This window comes from Rathayibacter iranicus NCPPB 2253 = VKM Ac-1602 (assembly GCF_003149025.1).
Taxonomy (GTDB): Bacteria; Actinomycetota; Actinomycetes; order Actinomycetales; family Microbacteriaceae; genus Rathayibacter; species Rathayibacter iranicus.
This window is the reverse complement of sequence record NZ_QGDV01000019.1, coordinates 1-16,844: the sequence shown is the minus strand read 5'-3', so window position 1 is coordinate 16,844 and position 16,844 is coordinate 1. Positions and strand designations below refer to the sequence as shown.

The window sequence follows — 16,844 nt, the reverse complement described above, 5'->3', positions numbered from 1 at the left end:
CGCCCTCGCGGCCGCCTGACTCGGCTAGGTGAGGAGCTTGGCTTGGATCCGTTCGGCGACCGCCTCTCGGAGGGGGCGGACGTTCTCGGCGCTCCAGTCGGTCGGGTCGGGGAACTTCCATTCCAGGAACCGGCCGGAGGGCGTCGCAGGGAGGGCGAGGCCCGGCTTCATGGCGATCACGATGTCCGCGTTCTCGAGGTCCTCGACGGTGACTGCGCGGGGGGTGCGGTCGCTGATGTCGAGGCCGAGCTCGGCGACGGTCGCGGCGATCGCGGGGTTCACGGTGTCGGCGGGGGAGAGGCCGGCGGAGGTGGCGGTGTAGCGGTCGCTGGCGAGGACTTCGAGCAGGCCTGCGCCGAGTTGGGAGCGGCCGGCGTTGTGCTGGCAGAGGAAGAGGACGGTGGGCTTCTGAGTCATGCGGGGATGCTGCTTCCGGTGGTGGTGCGGGTCCAGGTCTGGGTGGCGATCTGCACGGCGTCCCATGGGGAGCCGAGCGGGGGTGTGTAGGAGAGGTCCAGGTCCGAGACCTGCTCGACGGTGAGTCCGGCGAACAGGGCGGTCGCGTAGGTGTCGACGCGCTTGGCGGTCTCGGTGCCCAGGCGTCCGACGAGCTCCGCGCCGAGCAGGCGCCCGTCGCGGGTGTCGCCGGTGATGCGGATCGTGATCGGCTGCGCGGCCGGGTAGTAGCGCTTGTGGTCGTCCGCGACCGCGGTCGTCGTCACTGGCGCGAAGCCTGCGGCGAGGGCTTCGTGCTCGCGGAGGCCGGTGCGGGATGCGACGAGGTCGAAGACCTTCACGACCTGGGTGCCGACGGAGCCCGCGAAGCGAGCGGTGCCGCCGAGGGCGTTCTCGCCCGCGACGCGGCCCTGCTTGTGCGCGGTGGTGCCCAGCGGCAGGTAGGTGGTGCCGAGCAGGCGGTGGTGCGTGGTCACTCCGTCGCCCGCGGCGAAAACGTGCGGGAGGCCGGTGCGCATCGCCTCGTCGACGACGACGGCGCGGCCGGCGCCGAGGGACGCTCCGGCGCGGGCGAGCAGGTCGGTGTTGGGCTTCACGCCGACCACGAGGAGCACGACGTCAGCGGTGCGGGTCAGGGGCGTGCCGTTGTGGTCGGCGTGCACGGCGAGGCCGGTCGCGGTCTTCTCGATCGAGGCGACAGTCGTGCGGGTGAGCACTTTGACGCCGTGCTGGTCGAGTTCGGTGTGGACGAGGGCGCCGAGTTCGGGGTCGAGGGTGGAGAGCACTTCGGGGCCGCGCTGCAGCTGCGTGACGCGGAGGCCGCGGACGGTGAGGGCTTCGGCCATCTCGAGGCCGACGTAGCCGGCGCCGACGATGATCGCGGTCTGCGGGTCGCGGCTGTCGAGGAACCGCTCGAGCGCGAAGGTGTCGCCCATCGAGTGCAGCACGTGCACTCCGTCCTCCGGCCCCAGTTCGTCCACGCCGGCGATGCCGGCGGAGGAGGCGAGGGCGCCGGTGCCGACGATCAGTTCGTCGTACCCGATCCGGTCGAGCGAGCCGTCGGGGGTGCGGACGGTGAGCTGCTGTCCGGCGACGTCGATGTCGGTTGCGAAGGTGTCCAGGCGCAGGGTCATGCCGGTGGCTTCGAGGTCGGCGTGGGTGCGGTGCGCGAGCGACTGCCACGGCTGCACCTCGCGGGAGAAGTAGTACGGGATCCCGCAGATCGAGAAGTTCGGGTACGAATCGGCGACGACGACGGTCACGTCGACGGACGGGTCGAGCTCGCGGGCGCGCAGCGCGGCGGAGATCCCCGCGTCGCTGCCGCCGATGGCGACGAGATGCATCAGATGGGCCTTTCGGATCAGACGTGCGAGGAGGTCGAGGTGGCCGGGATCACGAGGCTCCCGGCCGCCCGGGCGACGCCCGGGAAGAGAAACACGGCTATGCCGACGCCGATCGCGGCGCCGATGAGCTGTGCGGCGATGAAGGGCAGGACGGAGGTGGGGGCGATGCCGGCGAAAGTGTCTGTGAAGACGCGGCCGAGGGTCACGGCGGGGTTCGCGAACGAGGTCGATGACGTGAACCAATACGCCGCACCGATGTACGCGCCGACCGCGGCCGCCGCGAGCGGGCCGCGGTTCGTGCTGGCGAGGGAGAGGATCACGAGGACCAGGCCCGCGGTGGCGACGACCTCCCCGAGTAGGTGCCCGGCGGTGACGCGCTCGGTCGTCGCGATAGCCGTCGGAACCTCGAACATCGCGTTCGCGAGGACCGCGCCGCCGATGCCGCCGAGCAGCTGAGCGCCCACGAACACCGCCAGCTCCCGCCCGGACAGGCCGGTGCGGTCGCGACGACCGAGGAGAGCGTCGACGGCGGACACGAGCGGGTTGAAGTGCGCCCCCGACACCGGCCCGAAGACGAGGATCAGCACCGCCAGTCCCAGAGCTGTCGCGAGGGAGTTCTCCAGCAGTTGCAGGCCGACGTCGTCCGGAGAGAGCGACTGGGCGGCGATGCCGGAGCCGACGACGATCGCCACGAGCAGGCCCGTGCCGAGGAACTCGGCCACGGCCCGACGAGCGAGCGGAGGAGGGGAAGTGGTGTCCATGTCGTCGGCCATCTTGACCGCTCACGATCACTCAGTCAAGATTGAGTCAATGAACACCGAGCGAACCGAATTGGAAGCGCGCGCCGCCCGGCACGCGGCCCTCAGCGACCCCGCGCGCCTGCGGATCACCGACCTGCTCACCCTTGGTGACCTTGCGCCGCGGGAGTTGCAGGACCGGCTCGGGATGCCCTCGAATCTCGTCGCGCACCACCTCGCCGTCCTCGAGCGCGAGGGCATGATCCTCCGGCGCCGCTCCGAAGCGGACCGGCGCCGCAGCTACGTCCATCTGGTCCCCGAAGCGTTCGACCAGCTCGGCCCCTCGACCACAGCGGCCGCGCGGCGGGTGCTGTTCGTGTGCACCGCGAACTCCGCCCGCTCCCAGCTCGCCGCCCAGCTCTGGGCGCAGCGCAGCCCCATCCCCGTGGCGTCCGCCGGCACGCACCCCGCCGCGGCGATCGCGGCTGGCGCGATCGCGACTGCCGAGCGGCACGGCCTGACGCTGACGGAAAGGGCTCCGCAGCAATTCGCGGACGTCGCGGCCGACACCGACCTCGTGATCACGGTCTGCGATGCCGCCCATGAGGAACTGGGCTCGGACGCGCTGCACTGGTCGATCCCCGACCCCGTACCTGCCGGCTCGGACTCCGCGTTCGATGCCGCCTATGACGAGCTCGCCGCGCGCGTCGACGCACTCGCCGCGAGAGTCACTGCCGCCTGATCAGGCGCGGGTGAGCATCCCCGCGAGGGAATCGAGTGCCGGCGCGAAGAGGGGATTTCGACCGGTCACGCCACCTCGTCGACGGAGAACAGATCTCTCGGCTGGGGCGCGTTGTCGAAGGTCTCGACCCGGCCGGCCTATCGGGGCGTGGTCGAGCACTCCGTCTACATCGCCACCGCCGCATGAGGCCGCGGCATCGGTTCGATGCTGCTCGCCGCGCTCATCAGCGCAGCAAACGATGCGGACCTGTGGACGATTCAGGCGAGCATCTTCCCCGAGAGCACCCCCAGCCTTGCCCTCCACGACCACGCCGGATTCCGCCGCGTGGGCACTCGCGAACGCATCGCGCAGATGACGTACGCGCCAGCGGCCGGCCGCTGGCGCGACACGATCCTCATCGAATGGCGGCGCCCGTGACGTCGTGACTCGTCCAGGATCCGCGTGTATCGTGATCGTCACAACGGGCCGGTTCCCGGAACGTTGCCAGCCTAAGACCCCGCCTCGGTGGGGTCTTAGTTTTTAAGGCGTCCAGATCCGGTCGTGTGACGTCGACGCGGCGACCAGGCCGCTCAACCGCGCCATCGTCGCCGCGGACTTCGGGTGCGTCTCTGTTACCGTCTGGCGGCGTCGATGCAGGTAGACCGCGAGGTCGGCCGCCTGCACCCCGGCGGCGTTCCTCGAGGACGCGAACTGGATCGGGGATGAAATCAGGTCAAGGCGGCTCGTCAGGTAGCCCGGCGTGCCCAGCAACCGGTAGCTCTCGAACTGCCGCCGGTGTTCCTCCTGCGTCGCGATCTCGTCGGCGACGACGATCACCTCCTCGGTATGGAAGGAGAAGACGTTACGGCGGTACTCGTTCACCCGCTCGAGCAGGTGCTGCAGCACGATCTTGTGCGGCTGCTCCGGGTACCGGTACCGAGCGTTCAGACGCTTCACGTCCACCCCACGGAACAGGTAGCGGACTTCGGCCTCCTGCGCGACGCGCAGCGCGGCCGCATATATTCCGGCCGCCTCGCGATGCTTCCCCCGCAGAGGAGCCCACTCGCCGGCGCCACCCATCAGCTCGTGCCCGTGGAACTCGACATCGGCCGGGACCCCGTGGTCCGCGGCGATCTGCTCCCGAAGGGCGGCGTAGCCCTGCTCGAGCTGCTCCCACTTCTCCTGCGTCGTCACGGCAGCGCCGATGAAGTAGAAGTCCTGGGTATAGGACTCGTCCACGTAAGCGATCAACACTCGGTCATCATGTCAGCGACCTCCGCCATCGTCCGCGGCCGGACGCACCGCAGACCCCCGTCAGATCGTGTTCTCACGTCGCCCGGACGCCAAGCGAGCCGCGCCGCCGACCGATGCTTGGCACGATTGATCTCTCACGAGTCGGCGTACGCAGCACACACCCATCTCCACCCCACGGCCGAGCGTTCGCATGGCAGAGTTCTGCTCCCGCGTCGAGCACGGCCTGCGGTACTGCACAGGGTTCTCGCGCGGGCGCTCACATGACTCAACTTCGCAGCCGGCCGCGGCGTCGGGCCGGCGCCAACAGTCGCAGATCGGCCGAACTAGACTCGGAGGCTACGGGTCAGATGCTTGGCACATCGAGCCAGCACGAATGGTCACTCAGCCGAGTGAGCGGCACCGCGGATCTCGGCTTCGAGTTGCTGAAGCATGGGAAGAGGCCCGTTGGTCTCATACTTTCCAACCAGCTCGGCGTAGAGGTCACTAGGGGAACGCCCCTTCTCGAGCTCGGAGCGGATCCACGCATCGCGTTCATCGCGCTCCTGCTTCTACTCCCGCCGAAGTACTTCCCACTCTCGTTCGCGACGCTCCTTCGTCTTGGCGGTACATGATGCGCACGGCTTCACCGCAGTGGTTCTGGACGTGGGCCGCACCGATCCCCCCGCTGGCTTGACAAACCTGATTGAGAATCACGGCCTTTGCAGCGGATTTTGTTTCCCGGGCGAGACGGGCGGCCCGACGGTCCGCGGGTTCCATGACGCACGGGTGTCGGAGGATTTCCACCGGCGCGGTCAGGTAGCAGACGGTGCAGGCGGCCTCGCCTGCGTCGCCGACGACAGTCTCATCGGGCTTGCCGAAGTACTCGGTCAGCCACGCGAAGTCCGTGTCCGCGAAGCAGGTAGTGCAGGAGCGGGTGGCGTGCACGTGCCCGTTCGTGTTGCGGACGAGGAACGCGCGGGTCCAGCCGCCACGGCGGGTGAACTCGGCCTCGTAGTGGCTGCGCGGACGCGCTCCTCATCGAGCTTCGTACGAGCCTAGGCTCGAAGGCGTCGACGTCCGCCAGATGGCAGGACGAGTTGCCCAGAACTCCGGTGGCGGCTTTCGTGATGAAGGACGCGATCTGTGCCTGCTGACGCTGCAGCTGTCCGAGCGTCGTTGTGGCGGTGAAGCCGTCGTCGTAGAGGGCTGAGAGGGCGGTGTCGATGTCCGAGGGGGACTGGCAGGCGAGGGCTGTGCTGGTGGTCCTGTGACCGTTAGGCGCGGTCGGTCGTCACGGGCGGAAGAACGCAGCGACCTGCTCGCTCAGGGTCGTCCGCAGAGCGACTTCGGGCCGCGGCGGCATCACCTGCGCGAGAGCGGCGCGGAGGACGGGCGCGGTCAGGTGCGGGACGATGAGTTTCGGGTTCATGCTCTCGTCTATGCGCTCACGAAGCGGCAGGTACTCAGCGGGCGTCGGGCACGTCCGCGAACGCGTCCCGATAGTCGTGCAGCAGCCCGAAGCGCGGAACCGGCCAGACCATCGCGACTGCGGTGCCGAGGACGTCGCTCATGGGCACGAAACCGCTCCCCGGGCCGTCAACGTAGGCGCGCGAGTCAGCGGAGTTGTCCCGGTTATCGCCGAGCACCCAGAGGCTGCACTCCGGCACGACTACGTCGAACGCGGTCCGTGATGGGAGGCTGCCACCGGCGATGTAGGCCTCGTCGATGGGCTCGCCGTTGACGAGGAGGTGCTCGCCACCGACGGTGTAGCTGACATGGTCGCCGGGCAGACCGATGACGCGTTTCACCAGGTGCGTCTCGCCGCCGTCCGCGGTTCCGAGCCAGTCGTTGCGGTCGGAGAACACGACGATGTCGCCCCGCTTGAGTTCGGTCGCGTAGCTCGGGAGACGGTTTACGATGACGAGGTCCCCGACGGCGAGGGTGTCCGCCATCGACTCGGACGGGATGAAGACGGTTCGGACTGCGAACTGCCCGATGGGCAGCGCGAGGACAGTCACGATCGCGATGAAGCTCGCGTAGCTGGTGATGCGCCGTCGGGTCCTCCGGTGCCGGCGCAGCCGACGCGCTTGAGCGTCGCGAGGGCGTCGCAGCTCAGGTGTCAACGGTGCGAGCGGAAACGTCTTGGAGTGGGTCACCGACGCTCTATGCGCTTGAACGTATGCGGATGCACCGCGTACATGACCGGCATGAGCACCTTCGACGAATCACGGGTCACCCGCGGTCAGCCGCAGAACGCCGGCAGCTTCGCCGCCCACGCCCACTCGGCGCCGGAAGCCTCCCTCACCCCCGCCGTGGACGCGGCCGCCGAACCCGCACCGATGGTCCACGATGTCCGAGCGGCGCGGGTGGCGTTGGAGTCGGCGTTCCAGAACCTCCTGCAGACGTCACCGGTCGCCGCGTGGCACGCGTGGACCGGCATGCAGAAGCAGGTCCGCGACGCCGAGTACCCGCGCCTCATTGTCACGCCGGGAAATCCCGACGAGGACACCGCCGCCGAGCTCCGCGATCCGGTGACGGGTCAGGAGACCCAGGTCATCGTCGTTGACCGAGGTGAGCGGTGGAGCTACACCGAGTTAGAAGCCGGCTACGTCGACTCCGAGAACATCGCCGTCGACTACGGAGACGGTATCGACGGCGAACAGTTCGTCTACCTCTCCAGCGCCACCGGCCGCCCCGTGCGGCTCCCAGAAGGCTGGACCGTGAGCTAGTCCGACGAGGGCACGACGACGCGGTCGAGCGTCGGCAACGGCCACCGGCCGCACTGCGCGGCCTGCAGCGCTGACGCGATGATCCGCTCGGCATCCTGGAACGTGCTCCCGGTTTCGACAGCGGTGATATGCCCTTCAGGACCCGCCTATGCGCCCCGTCGGGGAGGTGTGCTCTCAGCGTCCAATCATCGCCGCGAACTCCTCCGGCGTGAGGATCGGAACGCCCAGGGCGGTCGCTTTGGTCGCCTTCGATGTGCCCACCTCTGAGGAGACGAGCAGGCTCGTCGCCTTCGACACTGAGCTGGAGGACGCTCCGCCGAGGCTCTCGATGAGCTCGTTCACCTCGTTGCGGGACAGGGAGGCGAGAGTGCCAGACATCGCGCCGGACACGACGACCTTCATCCCGTCGAGGGGCTTGTCCGCTGTGGTGCCCGCGACCGGCGTCTCGCCCATCGTGGCACCGGCGGCGCGGAGTTTCTCGATGACGGGGAGGGCAGCCTGGAAACCCTCGGCGAACAGGCGAGCGCGTTCGGGGCCGATGCCTTCGACACCGGATGCGAGGAAGCCGGCCTCGTCGGTGGCGAGGAGGGCGTTGAAGGTGTGGAAGTGGTTCGCGAGTCGGCGGCCGAAGGTGCGGCCGGACTTGCGGATGCCGAGGGCGGTGATGAACCGGTTGAGGGGCTGTGTCTTCGCCGCCTGAATGTTCGCATGGATCTTGGCGGCGTTCCTCTCCCCGAGCAGACGCGGCGTGACGTCGGTGGACCCGGCGTTGAGGTTCAGGGTGGCGAGGTTGGTGACGGTGAGGGTGAAGAGGTCAGCGAGGTCGCTGACACGATTCGATTCGATGAGAGCGTCCGCGACCTCCGTGCCGAGACCGTCGATATCAAGGGCGTCGCGGGAGGCGGCGTACGCAATGAGCGCGCCGAGGCTTGCCTCCGGTGCGGTGGAGCGCCAGATCTCACCGCTGCGGTCCAGCTCCGTCCCGGAGATGGGGCAGACGGTCGACGGCTCGTAGGGGATGGAGGTGTGGTCGCGGTGCTCGGGGAAGGACAGCTCCACTCGGGGGATGATGTCGTTCGCCTTGTGCACCGAGACGCGGTCGCCGACGCGGATGTCACGGTCGGCGATGAACTTCGGGTTGTGCAGCGTCGCGCGCGCCACAGTGGACCCGTCGACGAGGACGGGCTCGAGGAGGGCGGTGTAGCTGATGTTCCCGGTGCGGCCGACGCCGACTTCGATGGCCCGGAGGGTGGTGACGGCGCGGTCGGCGGCGTACTTGTATGCCATGGCCCAGCGCGGCGCGCGGGAGGTGTTGCCGAGGGTCTGGCGGGCGGCGAGGTCGATGACCTTGATGACGATGCCGTCGGTGGGGAACGCGAAGTCGGTGCTCGTGCGGAGTTCTGCGAACTCGGCGACCTGGGCGAGGACGTCGTCGGTCGCCGGGAGCAGGAGCGCCGAGTGGGTGAAGCCGAGGTCGGTGAGTGCGTCCGCGGGCGCGGCGGGCGTGGAGTCGTAGAGCACGAAGCTCAGGCGCACGTCGTAGTCGAGGGAGGATTTCCGCACGCTCCCGGCTGTGGCGTTGCGCGGGTTTGCGAAGGCGGGCTTGCCTGCGGCGACGCGAGTCGTGTTCGAGTAGGTGAAGTCGTCCCGGCTCATGACCAGTTCGCCGCGGACCTCGAACAGCTCCGCGGGCGCGTCGATGTGCTGGGGGAGCCCGGCGGCCGCGATCGCGAGGACGCGGTCGGTGATGTCCTCGCCGGTGACCCCGTCGCCGCGGGTGGCGACTCGGGTGAGGACGCCGCCGAAGTAGGTGACGGAGACGGCCATGCCGTCGAGCTTCGGTTCGACGCTGAGCGCGGTTCCAGCGGGCACCTTGGCGAGGAAGGCGCTGAGCTCTTCGAGGGTGTTCGCCTTGTCGAGGGAGAGCATCGGGGTGGCGTGGGTGACATCGCCGCCCCCGCTCGTGCTGGCGGACACGGCCGTGAACAGCTGGTGCTCGACGCGCTCGGAGGGGTGCTCGTCCTCGAAGGCAGCGATCGTGTCAAGCAGTTGGTCGTAGTCGGCGTCGGAGAGGAGAGAGTCGGGGCCGTCGTAGTACGAGGTCGCGGCGGTGAGGGCGGTCTGAACGGCGTCGCGGTAGTCGGCGGGGGTGGCGATCACGGGCTCTCCTTGGAAGTGGGGGAAACGTCTGTTGTCTCGGATTCACTATGCGCGGTCCGCCTCCCGGTGGTGAGCGGTGACGCTAGGCGGCGGTGGTGTGTCTCACCTCCTGCATCGCCAGGTTGCGGCGGTGGAGGTCGACGAGGAGGGCGTTGCATTGGGCGGACTTCGGGGTCGTTGACCGGCCCCAGGCGAACCGCGGCGGTAAGCGCATCCTGCTCGGCCTGTTCGAGGCACGGAGAGCTGGTGAGCAGCACCTCGAGGAGAGCGGCGCGATCGGGGAAGTGCCGGTAGCAGGTGCCGATGGACACGCCTGCGCGGACGGTGATGTCGCCGGTGGTGAACCGGTCCCGACCCTGCTCCGCGATGATCTCCCGAGCCGCGGTGAGGATTTTCATGTAGGTGACTTTCCCCTGATGCTGACGCGGCATGCCGCGCCGAGGGGCGTAGCGCTGGGGATGAGAGCGTCGAACTCCGCCTCGGACAAGGTGTCGGGTTCTGGGGTGCTGGTCATCCGCGGTCTATGCGGGCGCGGGAGAGGAGATGTCCTCTACTGGATTGATGCGGAGTCCGGCGGCGTCCGTACCTTCGAGATCGGCCGTCTCGGTATTGGGGTGGAGCGATCGCAGGCGCCTGGAAGTGACGTGCGTCACGGGCTCGAGTCCAGCAATGACGCCGCGCGGACGAAGCGGCGAAAGCCCTGGACGGCAGCCGGATGAGATGTCCATGCGTCGCTGGCGACCGTCGCTCCGTCGCGGAAAACTCGGCGCCGGGCGGTCTTCGGCACGCTCGCGAGGAAGGCGTCGACCGCCGCAGGGAGATGGCCCGCGCGACCTTGGACGTGGCGGTTCGGGAGCGGTCGAGGTAGACCGCCAGCAGGAGGGGTAAGGGCGGGCGGGTTTCAGAGGTGTGGGGGTCCATGACGGTCGATATGGGCGGAGTCTGGGCGGGCGGACGCTCTCGCGGGTGCGAAGCGATGTCAAGCGACAACTTGACACGCCGATGCCTATCGGCAGTTGGGCTACGACCGCAATGCCAAGCAGGTGAGGACTGAGGTATTGATCCTGGTCGGCCGGAAGCGGTATATGTCTCCACCAGTGTCGTCGGCTCGGCTGGGTCGCCCTATGAGAAGGATTCGCAATAACTCGACCCTGCGCAGTCGGAACTGGCTCTGATCCGGCTCTCGGGTAGACCCGGACTCGCAGGCCGAAAGAGACCATAAACAGGAGCGAGTGTTGCGTTGGGATGGTTTCGTCCACCGTCGGCGGTGCGAAACCGGGGATCGGGCCTGATTCTCAAGCGGTGTCAAACGATGTCAAGTACCAACTTGACACGTGCATCCCGACGGGGAGTAGGGGAGTAGGGCCTTGTTAAGTAAGTAAAGTAGTTAGATAGTTCATATAAAGAAGAAGATATAGGTGTTCTGATACCCCTCCCCTCCTCAAATATTCTCCACCCTCCCTCTAATACCTTCCCCGCTGGATCTGCTTGACAATCGGCCCGAATTATACAAAACCCCAGGTTAGGGTGTAGTTTCCGTGTCCAGGTGGACCTTGATGGCAGATCACACGACTTGATGCCGCCGAAGAAACCCCAAGTCAACATGCATTTACGTCGTCAAGTCGCCATGTGACATGCCTTCGCGGCCCTCAGCGGGCGGTTCGCCGACCGTCACGGTAGCTGAGGCGCACTCACGAAGATTTTTCGGGCAACTTTCGCCCTACCCGCTCCACGCCGCAGGGTATTTCGTGAGCGTGGATCGTCCCGGCCGTGAGCCCTGCCGGAGGTGTCATGCCGACGTCCGAGACACCTTCCGGGTAGCCCGCCGCCGGGCCGCGCATAGACCGGCCGTGAACACCCTTTACCGCCCCGGACGCCTCCTGGTCTCCCTTGCCGCCGGCTGGCTCTTCCTCGCCGCCGCCCTCGCCGTCCCAGCGCTCAGCCGGGCGATGGACGTGAGCTTCGGGCGGTTTGACTACGCGGTCGCCTTCGTCCTGCTCGTCATCGCGACCGTGGTCCAGCTCGCGGGGCTGATCGCCCTCGCGGTGGCTGTGCTCGTCAGCGCCGACCTCGTGCTGGAACGGCTCGGCATCCCGAGCGCTCGACCCTGGCTCGTGCTCGCAGTGGCACCGGCCCCCGCCCCTGCCGCGACTCCCAGCGCCGCACAGGAGACACCCCCGCGGACCGCCGCTCGACCTCCGTGCGAGGCTCTCCTAGCCCCCGTCCTCGAAACTGGCCAGCACGGCGGCGACCGGACCGGCACCGGCACGACTACACCCTCGAAGACTTCTACGTCACCGGGTACGAACGGCACCCCGGCCATTCGCGCCGCCGTGGCTGCGTAAGCATGCTCGGAATCATCTGGGCGCAGGACCGCACCGGCATCATCGGCGTCGATGGGACGATGCCGCACCTTCCGGAAGACCTCGCCCACTTCCGCCAGGTCACCGACAGGGCGACCGTCAGCATGGGCCGCCGCACATGGGAGTCGCTGCCGGATGCTGTACGCCCGCTCCCGGCCCGATCGAACATCGTGCTGTCCCGCGCGCCCGGCGCGGTGTTCCGCCGCGCGAGAACCGCGCACAGCCTCACCGAAGCGGTGACGTTCTCGACCGGGGATGTGTGGGCCATCTGCGGCGGGCAGGTCTACACCGAAGCGCTCGCGCACGCGGACGTCCTCGACATCACCGCGGTGGACGTCGACGCCGTCGGCAATACCCGAGTGCCCGAGCCCTGCTGGCACCTGCTCTCCCGAGAACCGGCCTCCGGCTGGTGAACCTCGGTCACCGGGCTGCGTTTCCACCACGCCCGCTTCGCACGCACTGAGGAGCACCGAGATGCTGCAGCACGCAACCGCCGCTGACCAGACAAACGCGGCGACCGTCTTCGCCGTGCATGCGGCCGGCGCCCCCGCTGGTGAGCCAACACCGGAGCTTCGGGCGGTGTTCGGCGTGCTCAACCGCAAGGGACTCTCGCACGTGACGAGCGTCTGGTTTCAGGCGGCTGGGCCGAGCTTGCGGTCCTGATGCTCCTGCCAGGCACGCTCGGCAAGGACGCGCATCTCCGGCAGGAGGGCCGTGTCAGCGACACCGAGCGCCGGGAGCGCCCGCCGCAACCACGCGTGCACCCGATCGACGAGGTCCCGGGATCCTGCCGTGAACCCGGACACCTGCTGCACGCCATTGAACGACGCCACGATGGTCCACGCTTCAACTGAAGGGTCCACGTCGGTGTCGACCTCCCCAGCGGCCACAGCGTCGTGAAGGGCGGCCTCGATGACGGCGAGCCAGCCGACGAACGGCGGTGGCATGTCGATGCCGTGAGCGGCGAAGCTCACCTCCTGCTCCAGCCGCTTCGCCGCGCGCACGGTCACATCGTCGCGCATGGCCAGCGCCACCAGGAAGCAGGACGTCACGATGGAGCGGATGCCGGTGGTGGGATGCCCGTCCATGCCTCCGGGGATGAAGGGGCGGTCCTCGTACACGGACCGGACGACGGCGGCGGCGAGCTCGAGCTTGGACGGGAAATAGTAAGAGATGATCGCCTTCGTGGTGAAGCCGCCGAGATCGGTCATCAGGGTGTACGAGCCTTCGACGAATCCGTGCTTCTCGAATACCCCGGCGGCGACGAGCAGCACACGCTTGCGGCCGATGCGGTTGCCAAATGCCATCGAGTGACCCTTTCCTGCGGTGACCGTTGAGGATAGCCCGGGAATCGACCGCTGCGCGGCATGACACCGCGTATGGCCCCCGGGCGCCCTGTTCAGAGCTAGAGCGGCGTGTCTAGCCGCTCCTTGGCGCTGGCGATCAGCGCCGACGGGCCGGCCGCGCCCCAGCGGGCGAGCATGCTCAGCAGCAGTTCGTCGACGAGGTCGTGCTGCCGCGACGGCATCCCGAGGTCCTGCACGATTTCGGTGATGCCGTGGAACGCGGTGACGAGCAGAAGCGCCGCCGGTTCCGGCTGCACGGTGGGCGGCAGCTCCTCCCACTCGGTCGCCCGCTCGAGCATGTCCTCGATTTGACCGGCCCAGAGGGCATGCGGCTCCGGCACCTCGCCGGTGATCAGACCTCGGTCGCGTTTGATGCGCAGCGTCGCGAGCGCGAGAGGATCCTCCTGGAAGGCCGCGACGACAGCGCGACAGCACATGACAATGTGCTGCAGCGGCGTCGCGCGGACGCGGAAGCTGCTGTGGGCGAGGAACGGGACGCCGTTGTAGACCTCGTCCAGGATGGCGATCGCGAGCGACGACGTCGTGGGGAACTGATCCAGCTGGCACCGGAGGTTCGAGTCCGTCGTCGCTGGACGGTCGGGAGTATCACGGAACCCGTGCTGAAGGAACATCGCTGCGGCGAGCCGCAAGGCGCGCTCGCGATGCTGTGACGCAGAGGGGTTGTCGATGGCGTTCGTTGTCATGAGGTTCTTTTGGCGGGGCGAGATGTTCCCCGCTCTATGCGGTCTCCTCGGCGGAACTGCGACAGCCCGTCTGGAGTAATCTCGGACTATCTGAGCGTGCGCCAACGCGACTCGCATCCCATCGATTGGCGCACCACCATGCCCTACGCCCTCCTCGGCGTGCAGCGAACGAACACTGCCCTCGACCGTCGGCTCGTGCACAAGCGCGCTCACGCCGAAGTGCTGATCACGTCCATCCTCCCAGCGGGCCCGGATATCTGGCGTTGTGGCGTCCAGATCCCCCGCGGCCACAGCGGCGTCGGCGGCGTTCCCCGCCGCGTCCCCGTCGTCCTCGCCGTCGAAGTCGTGCGACAGGCCGGGCTCGCCGTGAGCCATCTCGGCTACGACGTCCCGCTCGAGTGGGCATTCACCATCCAGCGCATCGCCGCCGCCTGGATACCGGGGAACCCGCCCGTGTTCGCCCAGTACGACCCGTTCGAGACGATCGTCACCGTCGCAGTCGTCGGCGTTACCACCCGCAAGGGCCTCACCTCCGGGATGGAGCTCGTCTTCGAACTCGGAGAGGACGGACGACATGGTTTCGGGCACGCCGAGCACCGGTGCCTCAGCCGCACCGACTATTGCAGCCTCCGCCGGGCCGCACCCGCGCCCGGCGGCGTCGCCCCGCGTACCGACGGGGAGCGGCTCCGCGCCGGCACCATCACAGAGGACGGGCTGAGCGCCCTCCTCGGCTGGAACGAACCGGGAACGCCGTTCATCTTCGACCACCCCGTCGACCACATCCCCGGAATGCTTCTCGTTGACGCCGGGATCGCTGCGCACCGCAGGCTGACCGGGAGCGACCCGTCGGGTCTCGCCCTGGACTGCGACCGATTCGGCGAGCGCGCCAGCGACGTCGCCGTCCAGAGCACGCGAATCCCGGACGGCATCCGAACCGTCTTCCGGCAGGAGGGGCACCTCATCGCCGAGGTGACCACCCGTGCGTAACGCCGTGTTCTTCGATGTGGACCGCACCCTGCTGACCGTGAACGGCATGAACTCGTTCCTCAGCAGATACCAGCCCACCCGCGACGTCGAGGGACACTCCCGCCGCGTGCGGGACATCCGCGCGAGAACCGCGACCCGTTTCGAGAAGAACCAGGCGTACTTCCGCCTCTTCGCCGTCGAACCAGTCGCGCACGTGTACGACGAAGGGCGCCGGTTCACGGCGGAGGCCATCGACCAGGGCGGCTTCTTCCGCGACGACGTCCTCGCTGTCGTCGACCGTCATCGCGCCGACGGTGCGGACATCGTCATCGTTTCCGGTTCCGCGGACTGGCTCGTCCGACCGATTGCTGAGCACCTCGGCGCGGCCGGCCACTTCTGCACCCCCGCTGTCTCCCGAGACGGTCTTTTGAGCGGAACGACCGGTGCGCCGATGCTCGACGAGCGGAAAGGCGACGCCATCCGTGCATGGGCCGTCGCCCGAGAGGTCGAGCTCGGGGCGAGCTACTCCTACGGCGACCACCTGTCCGATCTCGACGCTCTCCAAGCAGTGGGGCATCCGATCACCGTCTATCCGACGCCTGAACTGCGTGAGCGGGCAATAGCGCTCGGCTGGGAGATCCTCGAGTAGTCACGGGCACATGCGCTCCCCGCCGCAGGGGACTGATCGACACCCGTGCCGCAACAGAAGGACCCTCATAGGAAAGCACGGCCTGACCTCCGCTCGCGACGGACGCTGGACCCCTGTCCCACCTCCAGCGTGGGGCGCCGCTTTCCGGACTTTGAGCGCGAGCGGGACAGCTGTCCTCGCCGCGGCAGGTCTGATGCTCGCCGTCGCCGTTCCTGCGCAGGCGGCGGAGATCGCTCCCACTCCATTCGCCGCCGAGACGACCGAGCACTTCGAAGCGCAGACACTCGCCATCGCCGCCTCAGTGTCCGCCCCCGTCATCCTTCGCGATGCGATCAGCGTCACCAGCCCGCAACCCGTCGTGATCGACTCGGCCCCGGTTCCCGCGTCGATGACCGATGCCAGCACCGCCGCAGCCGCGGACTCCCGCACCACCGACGACGCCGAAGCGTCGCCGCGATGACCATCACCACGGAGTCGCCCGCGCTCACGCCACGTTCGGTGCAGGCCTACTCCGGGCAGGCGGTCCTCGACTACGCGGCCACCTTCGTCGGCGTCGTCCCCTTCGGGAACGGCAACGACCGAACGACTCATTCGACTGCGACGGCTACACACGGTACGTCCTCGCCGCGTTCGGCATCGACTTGCCTCGGGATGCCTTCAACCAGTCACGGGTGGGCACACAGATCCCGATATCCGAGGCTCAGGCCGGCGACCTACGGTACTGGCCCGACGGTGACATCGGCTTCTACGACGGCAACGGCGGCATGTATGACTCCCGGACTGGGGCCGGATGGTGCAGCACCGCGACATGATCACCTGGGGCAACCCTGTCGTGGTCCGCCTCTCACCGCGCGTCACGAAAGCATGCCCGCCCCAGCTCGCCTCGCCGACGCTACCGCTGCCGTCTTCGGATTGATCAGCATTGCCATAGAACTGGCGAGCCTGCACTGCGCATACGCACGCGCGATCTGAGCGGACACGGAGCCAGGGTCGCCGCGTACATGACCGTCATGAGTCCCTTCGACGAAACCCTTCACCCGCGCGGCCACGCCGGCACCTTCGCCGCGAAGCCGTACACCGAACCGGAAGGTGCGCTCCGCACGGCGCTCCTGCCGGCGGACGGCACCTGGTCGAACGGCGGCATGCAGCGGGGGACCACCCTCGCTGAGTCACCGGTCAGCGACCGTGAACGGAACGTGTGGGTACGGTTCGACGAACCGGACGCGTTCGTGCGGGTGGACCCGTCCGAGTTCGGCATCGACCACCCGGACTCCGAGCCAAGCTGGTCTGGTGAGCACCGGGTGTTCCTCGGGGTTTCGCCGGATAAGCCGGGGCTCACGTTCGAGTTCGAGTGCGACGTTCGATTCGACAGCGCTGACGACGCTGACCCTGTCGAGGTGGACGAGGCCACCCGGGCAGCACTCCGCGCTGACGCTC

21 protein-coding genes and 1 pseudogene are annotated in these 16,844 nt (G+C 68.2%); 12 read left to right on the top strand and 10 right to left on the bottom strand.

What is annotated here, in order from left to right; translation table 11 throughout:
- Positions 1-24: 24 nt before the first annotated feature.
- From B0H03_RS14455 to B0H03_RS14445, 3 genes are read right to left on the bottom strand one after another with little or no spacing between them, the layout of a single operon-like run.
- Positions 25-417, bottom strand: a complete 393-nt coding sequence (locus B0H03_RS14455) for an arsenate-mycothiol transferase ArsC (RefSeq protein ID WP_104354127.1) — start codon at positions 415-417, stop codon at positions 25-27.
- Entirely contained in the window at positions 414-1,799 is a 1,386-nt protein-coding gene (locus B0H03_RS14450) for an FAD-dependent oxidoreductase (RefSeq protein ID WP_104354128.1), read from the bottom strand. The genes B0H03_RS14455 and B0H03_RS14450 overlap by 4 nt, the downstream gene beginning before the upstream one ends.
- A 17-nt stretch (positions 1,800-1,816) precedes the next feature.
- Positions 1,817-2,560: an aquaporin gene (locus tag B0H03_RS14445; RefSeq protein WP_104354129.1), complete on the bottom strand. Its 744-nt coding sequence runs from the start codon at positions 2,558-2,560 to the stop codon at positions 1,817-1,819.
- 49 nt (positions 2,561-2,609) lie between these two features.
- Here B0H03_RS14445 and B0H03_RS14440 point away from each other — a divergent pair, with 49 nt between their 5' ends.
- A complete protein-coding gene (locus B0H03_RS14440; RefSeq protein ID WP_104354145.1) occupies positions 2,610-3,278 on the top strand; it encodes an arsenate reductase/protein-tyrosine-phosphatase family protein in 669 nt (222 codons plus the stop codon).
- A 54-nt stretch (positions 3,279-3,332) separates the two neighbouring features.
- A pseudogene (locus B0H03_RS17555) lies at positions 3,333-3,695 on the top strand (N-acetyltransferase family protein).
- Positions 3,696-3,797: 102 nt separating this feature from the next.
- Here the strand turns inward: B0H03_RS17555 and B0H03_RS14430 are convergent.
- Complete coding sequence (locus B0H03_RS14430) at positions 3,798-4,511, bottom strand: DUF3800 domain-containing protein (RefSeq protein ID WP_160487402.1); 714 nt, start codon at positions 4,509-4,511, stop codon at positions 3,798-3,800.
- 389 nt (positions 4,512-4,900) lie between these two features.
- On the opposite strand from B0H03_RS14430, the gene B0H03_RS14425 reads away from it, so the two are divergent.
- On the top strand, positions 4,901-5,122 hold the full coding sequence (locus B0H03_RS14425) for a hypothetical protein (protein WP_104354130.1): 222 nt from the start codon (positions 4,901-4,903) through the stop codon (positions 5,120-5,122).
- Positions 5,123-5,781: 659 nt separating this feature from the next.
- Here the strand turns inward: B0H03_RS14425 and B0H03_RS16715 are convergent.
- Positions 5,782-5,919: a hypothetical protein gene (locus tag B0H03_RS16715; protein WP_160487401.1), complete on the bottom strand. Its 138-nt coding sequence runs from the start codon at positions 5,917-5,919 to the stop codon at positions 5,782-5,784.
- Positions 5,920-5,953: 34 nt separating this feature from the next.
- Positions 5,954-6,646 (bottom strand): signal peptidase I, encoded by a 693-nt coding sequence (gene lepB / locus B0H03_RS14420; RefSeq protein WP_104354131.1) that lies wholly within the window; start codon positions 6,644-6,646, stop codon positions 5,954-5,956.
- A 51-nt stretch (positions 6,647-6,697) separates the two neighbouring features.
- Here lepB and B0H03_RS14415 point away from each other — a divergent pair, with 51 nt between their 5' ends.
- The gene (locus B0H03_RS14415) at positions 6,698-7,219 is read left to right on the top strand and encodes a hypothetical protein (RefSeq protein ID WP_133248950.1); all 522 of its coding nucleotides are present in this window, start codon (positions 6,698-6,700) and stop codon (positions 7,217-7,219) included.
- A gap of 174 nt (positions 7,220-7,393) precedes the next feature.
- Here B0H03_RS14415 and ligA read toward each other — a convergent pair whose 3' ends face one another.
- Together ligA and B0H03_RS17550 are read right to left on the bottom strand one after the other, a co-directional pair.
- Positions 7,394-9,379: an NAD-dependent DNA ligase LigA gene (ligA, locus tag B0H03_RS14410; RefSeq protein WP_104354133.1), complete on the bottom strand. Its 1,986-nt coding sequence runs from the start codon at positions 9,377-9,379 to the stop codon at positions 7,394-7,396.
- Positions 9,376-9,777 carry a helix-turn-helix domain-containing protein gene (locus tag B0H03_RS17550; protein WP_202130215.1) on the bottom strand — a complete coding sequence of 134 codons (402 nt, stop codon included), beginning with the start codon at positions 9,775-9,777 and terminating at the stop codon, positions 9,376-9,378. Before B0H03_RS17550 ends, ligA begins: the two co-directional genes overlap by 4 nt.
- A 1,452-nt stretch (positions 9,778-11,229) precedes the next feature.
- Here B0H03_RS17550 and B0H03_RS14400 point away from each other — a divergent pair.
- From B0H03_RS14400 to B0H03_RS14390, 3 genes are all read left to right on the top strand, one after another.
- The gene (locus B0H03_RS14400; RefSeq protein WP_104354135.1) at positions 11,230-11,724 is read left to right on the top strand and encodes a hypothetical protein; all 495 of its coding nucleotides are present in this window, start codon (positions 11,230-11,232) and stop codon (positions 11,722-11,724) included.
- Positions 11,725-11,726: 2 nt separating this feature from the next.
- Positions 11,727-12,155, top strand: coding sequence for a dihydrofolate reductase (locus B0H03_RS14395; RefSeq protein ID WP_104354136.1), 429 nt, complete (start codon positions 11,727-11,729; stop codon positions 12,153-12,155).
- Between the two features lie 61 nt (positions 12,156-12,216).
- A complete protein-coding gene (locus B0H03_RS14390) occupies positions 12,217-12,405 on the top strand; it encodes a hypothetical protein (RefSeq protein ID WP_104354137.1) in 189 nt (62 codons plus the stop codon).
- On the opposite strand, the gene B0H03_RS14385 is transcribed toward B0H03_RS14390, so the two are convergent.
- Both B0H03_RS14385 and B0H03_RS14380 read right to left on the bottom strand, forming a co-directional pair.
- Complete coding sequence (locus tag B0H03_RS14385) at positions 12,375-13,049, bottom strand: TetR/AcrR family transcriptional regulator (protein WP_104354138.1); 675 nt, start codon at positions 13,047-13,049, stop codon at positions 12,375-12,377. The two genes, B0H03_RS14390 and B0H03_RS14385, sit on opposite strands and share 31 nt — an antisense overlap.
- A 98-nt stretch (positions 13,050-13,147) precedes the next feature.
- Positions 13,148-13,792 (bottom strand): hypothetical protein, encoded by a 645-nt coding sequence (locus tag B0H03_RS14380; protein ID WP_104354139.1) that lies wholly within the window; start codon positions 13,790-13,792, stop codon positions 13,148-13,150.
- A gap of 96 nt (positions 13,793-13,888) precedes the next feature.
- On the opposite strand from B0H03_RS14380, the gene B0H03_RS14375 reads away from it, so the two are divergent.
- The 5 genes from B0H03_RS14375 to B0H03_RS14355 form a co-directional block, all read left to right on the top strand.
- Positions 13,889-14,779: an AfsA-related hotdog domain-containing protein gene (locus tag B0H03_RS14375; RefSeq protein WP_160487400.1), complete on the top strand. Its 891-nt coding sequence runs from the start codon at positions 13,889-13,891 to the stop codon at positions 14,777-14,779.
- Positions 14,772-15,407, top strand: a complete 636-nt coding sequence (locus B0H03_RS14370) for an HAD family hydrolase (RefSeq protein ID WP_104354141.1) — start codon at positions 14,772-14,774, stop codon at positions 15,405-15,407. The genes B0H03_RS14375 and B0H03_RS14370 overlap by 8 nt, the downstream gene beginning before the upstream one ends.
- Before the next feature lie 151 nt (positions 15,408-15,558).
- Complete coding sequence (locus B0H03_RS16290) at positions 15,559-15,867, top strand: hypothetical protein (protein WP_146083976.1); 309 nt, start codon at positions 15,559-15,561, stop codon at positions 15,865-15,867.
- A complete protein-coding gene (locus B0H03_RS17545; RefSeq protein WP_104354143.1) occupies positions 15,803-16,219 on the top strand; it encodes a C40 family peptidase in 417 nt (138 codons plus the stop codon). The genes B0H03_RS16290 and B0H03_RS17545 overlap by 65 nt, the downstream gene beginning before the upstream one ends.
- A 198-nt stretch (positions 16,220-16,417) precedes the next feature.
- Positions 16,418-16,844: hypothetical protein (locus B0H03_RS14355; RefSeq protein WP_133248948.1), on the top strand; the 427-nt coding region annotated here is incomplete at its 3' end.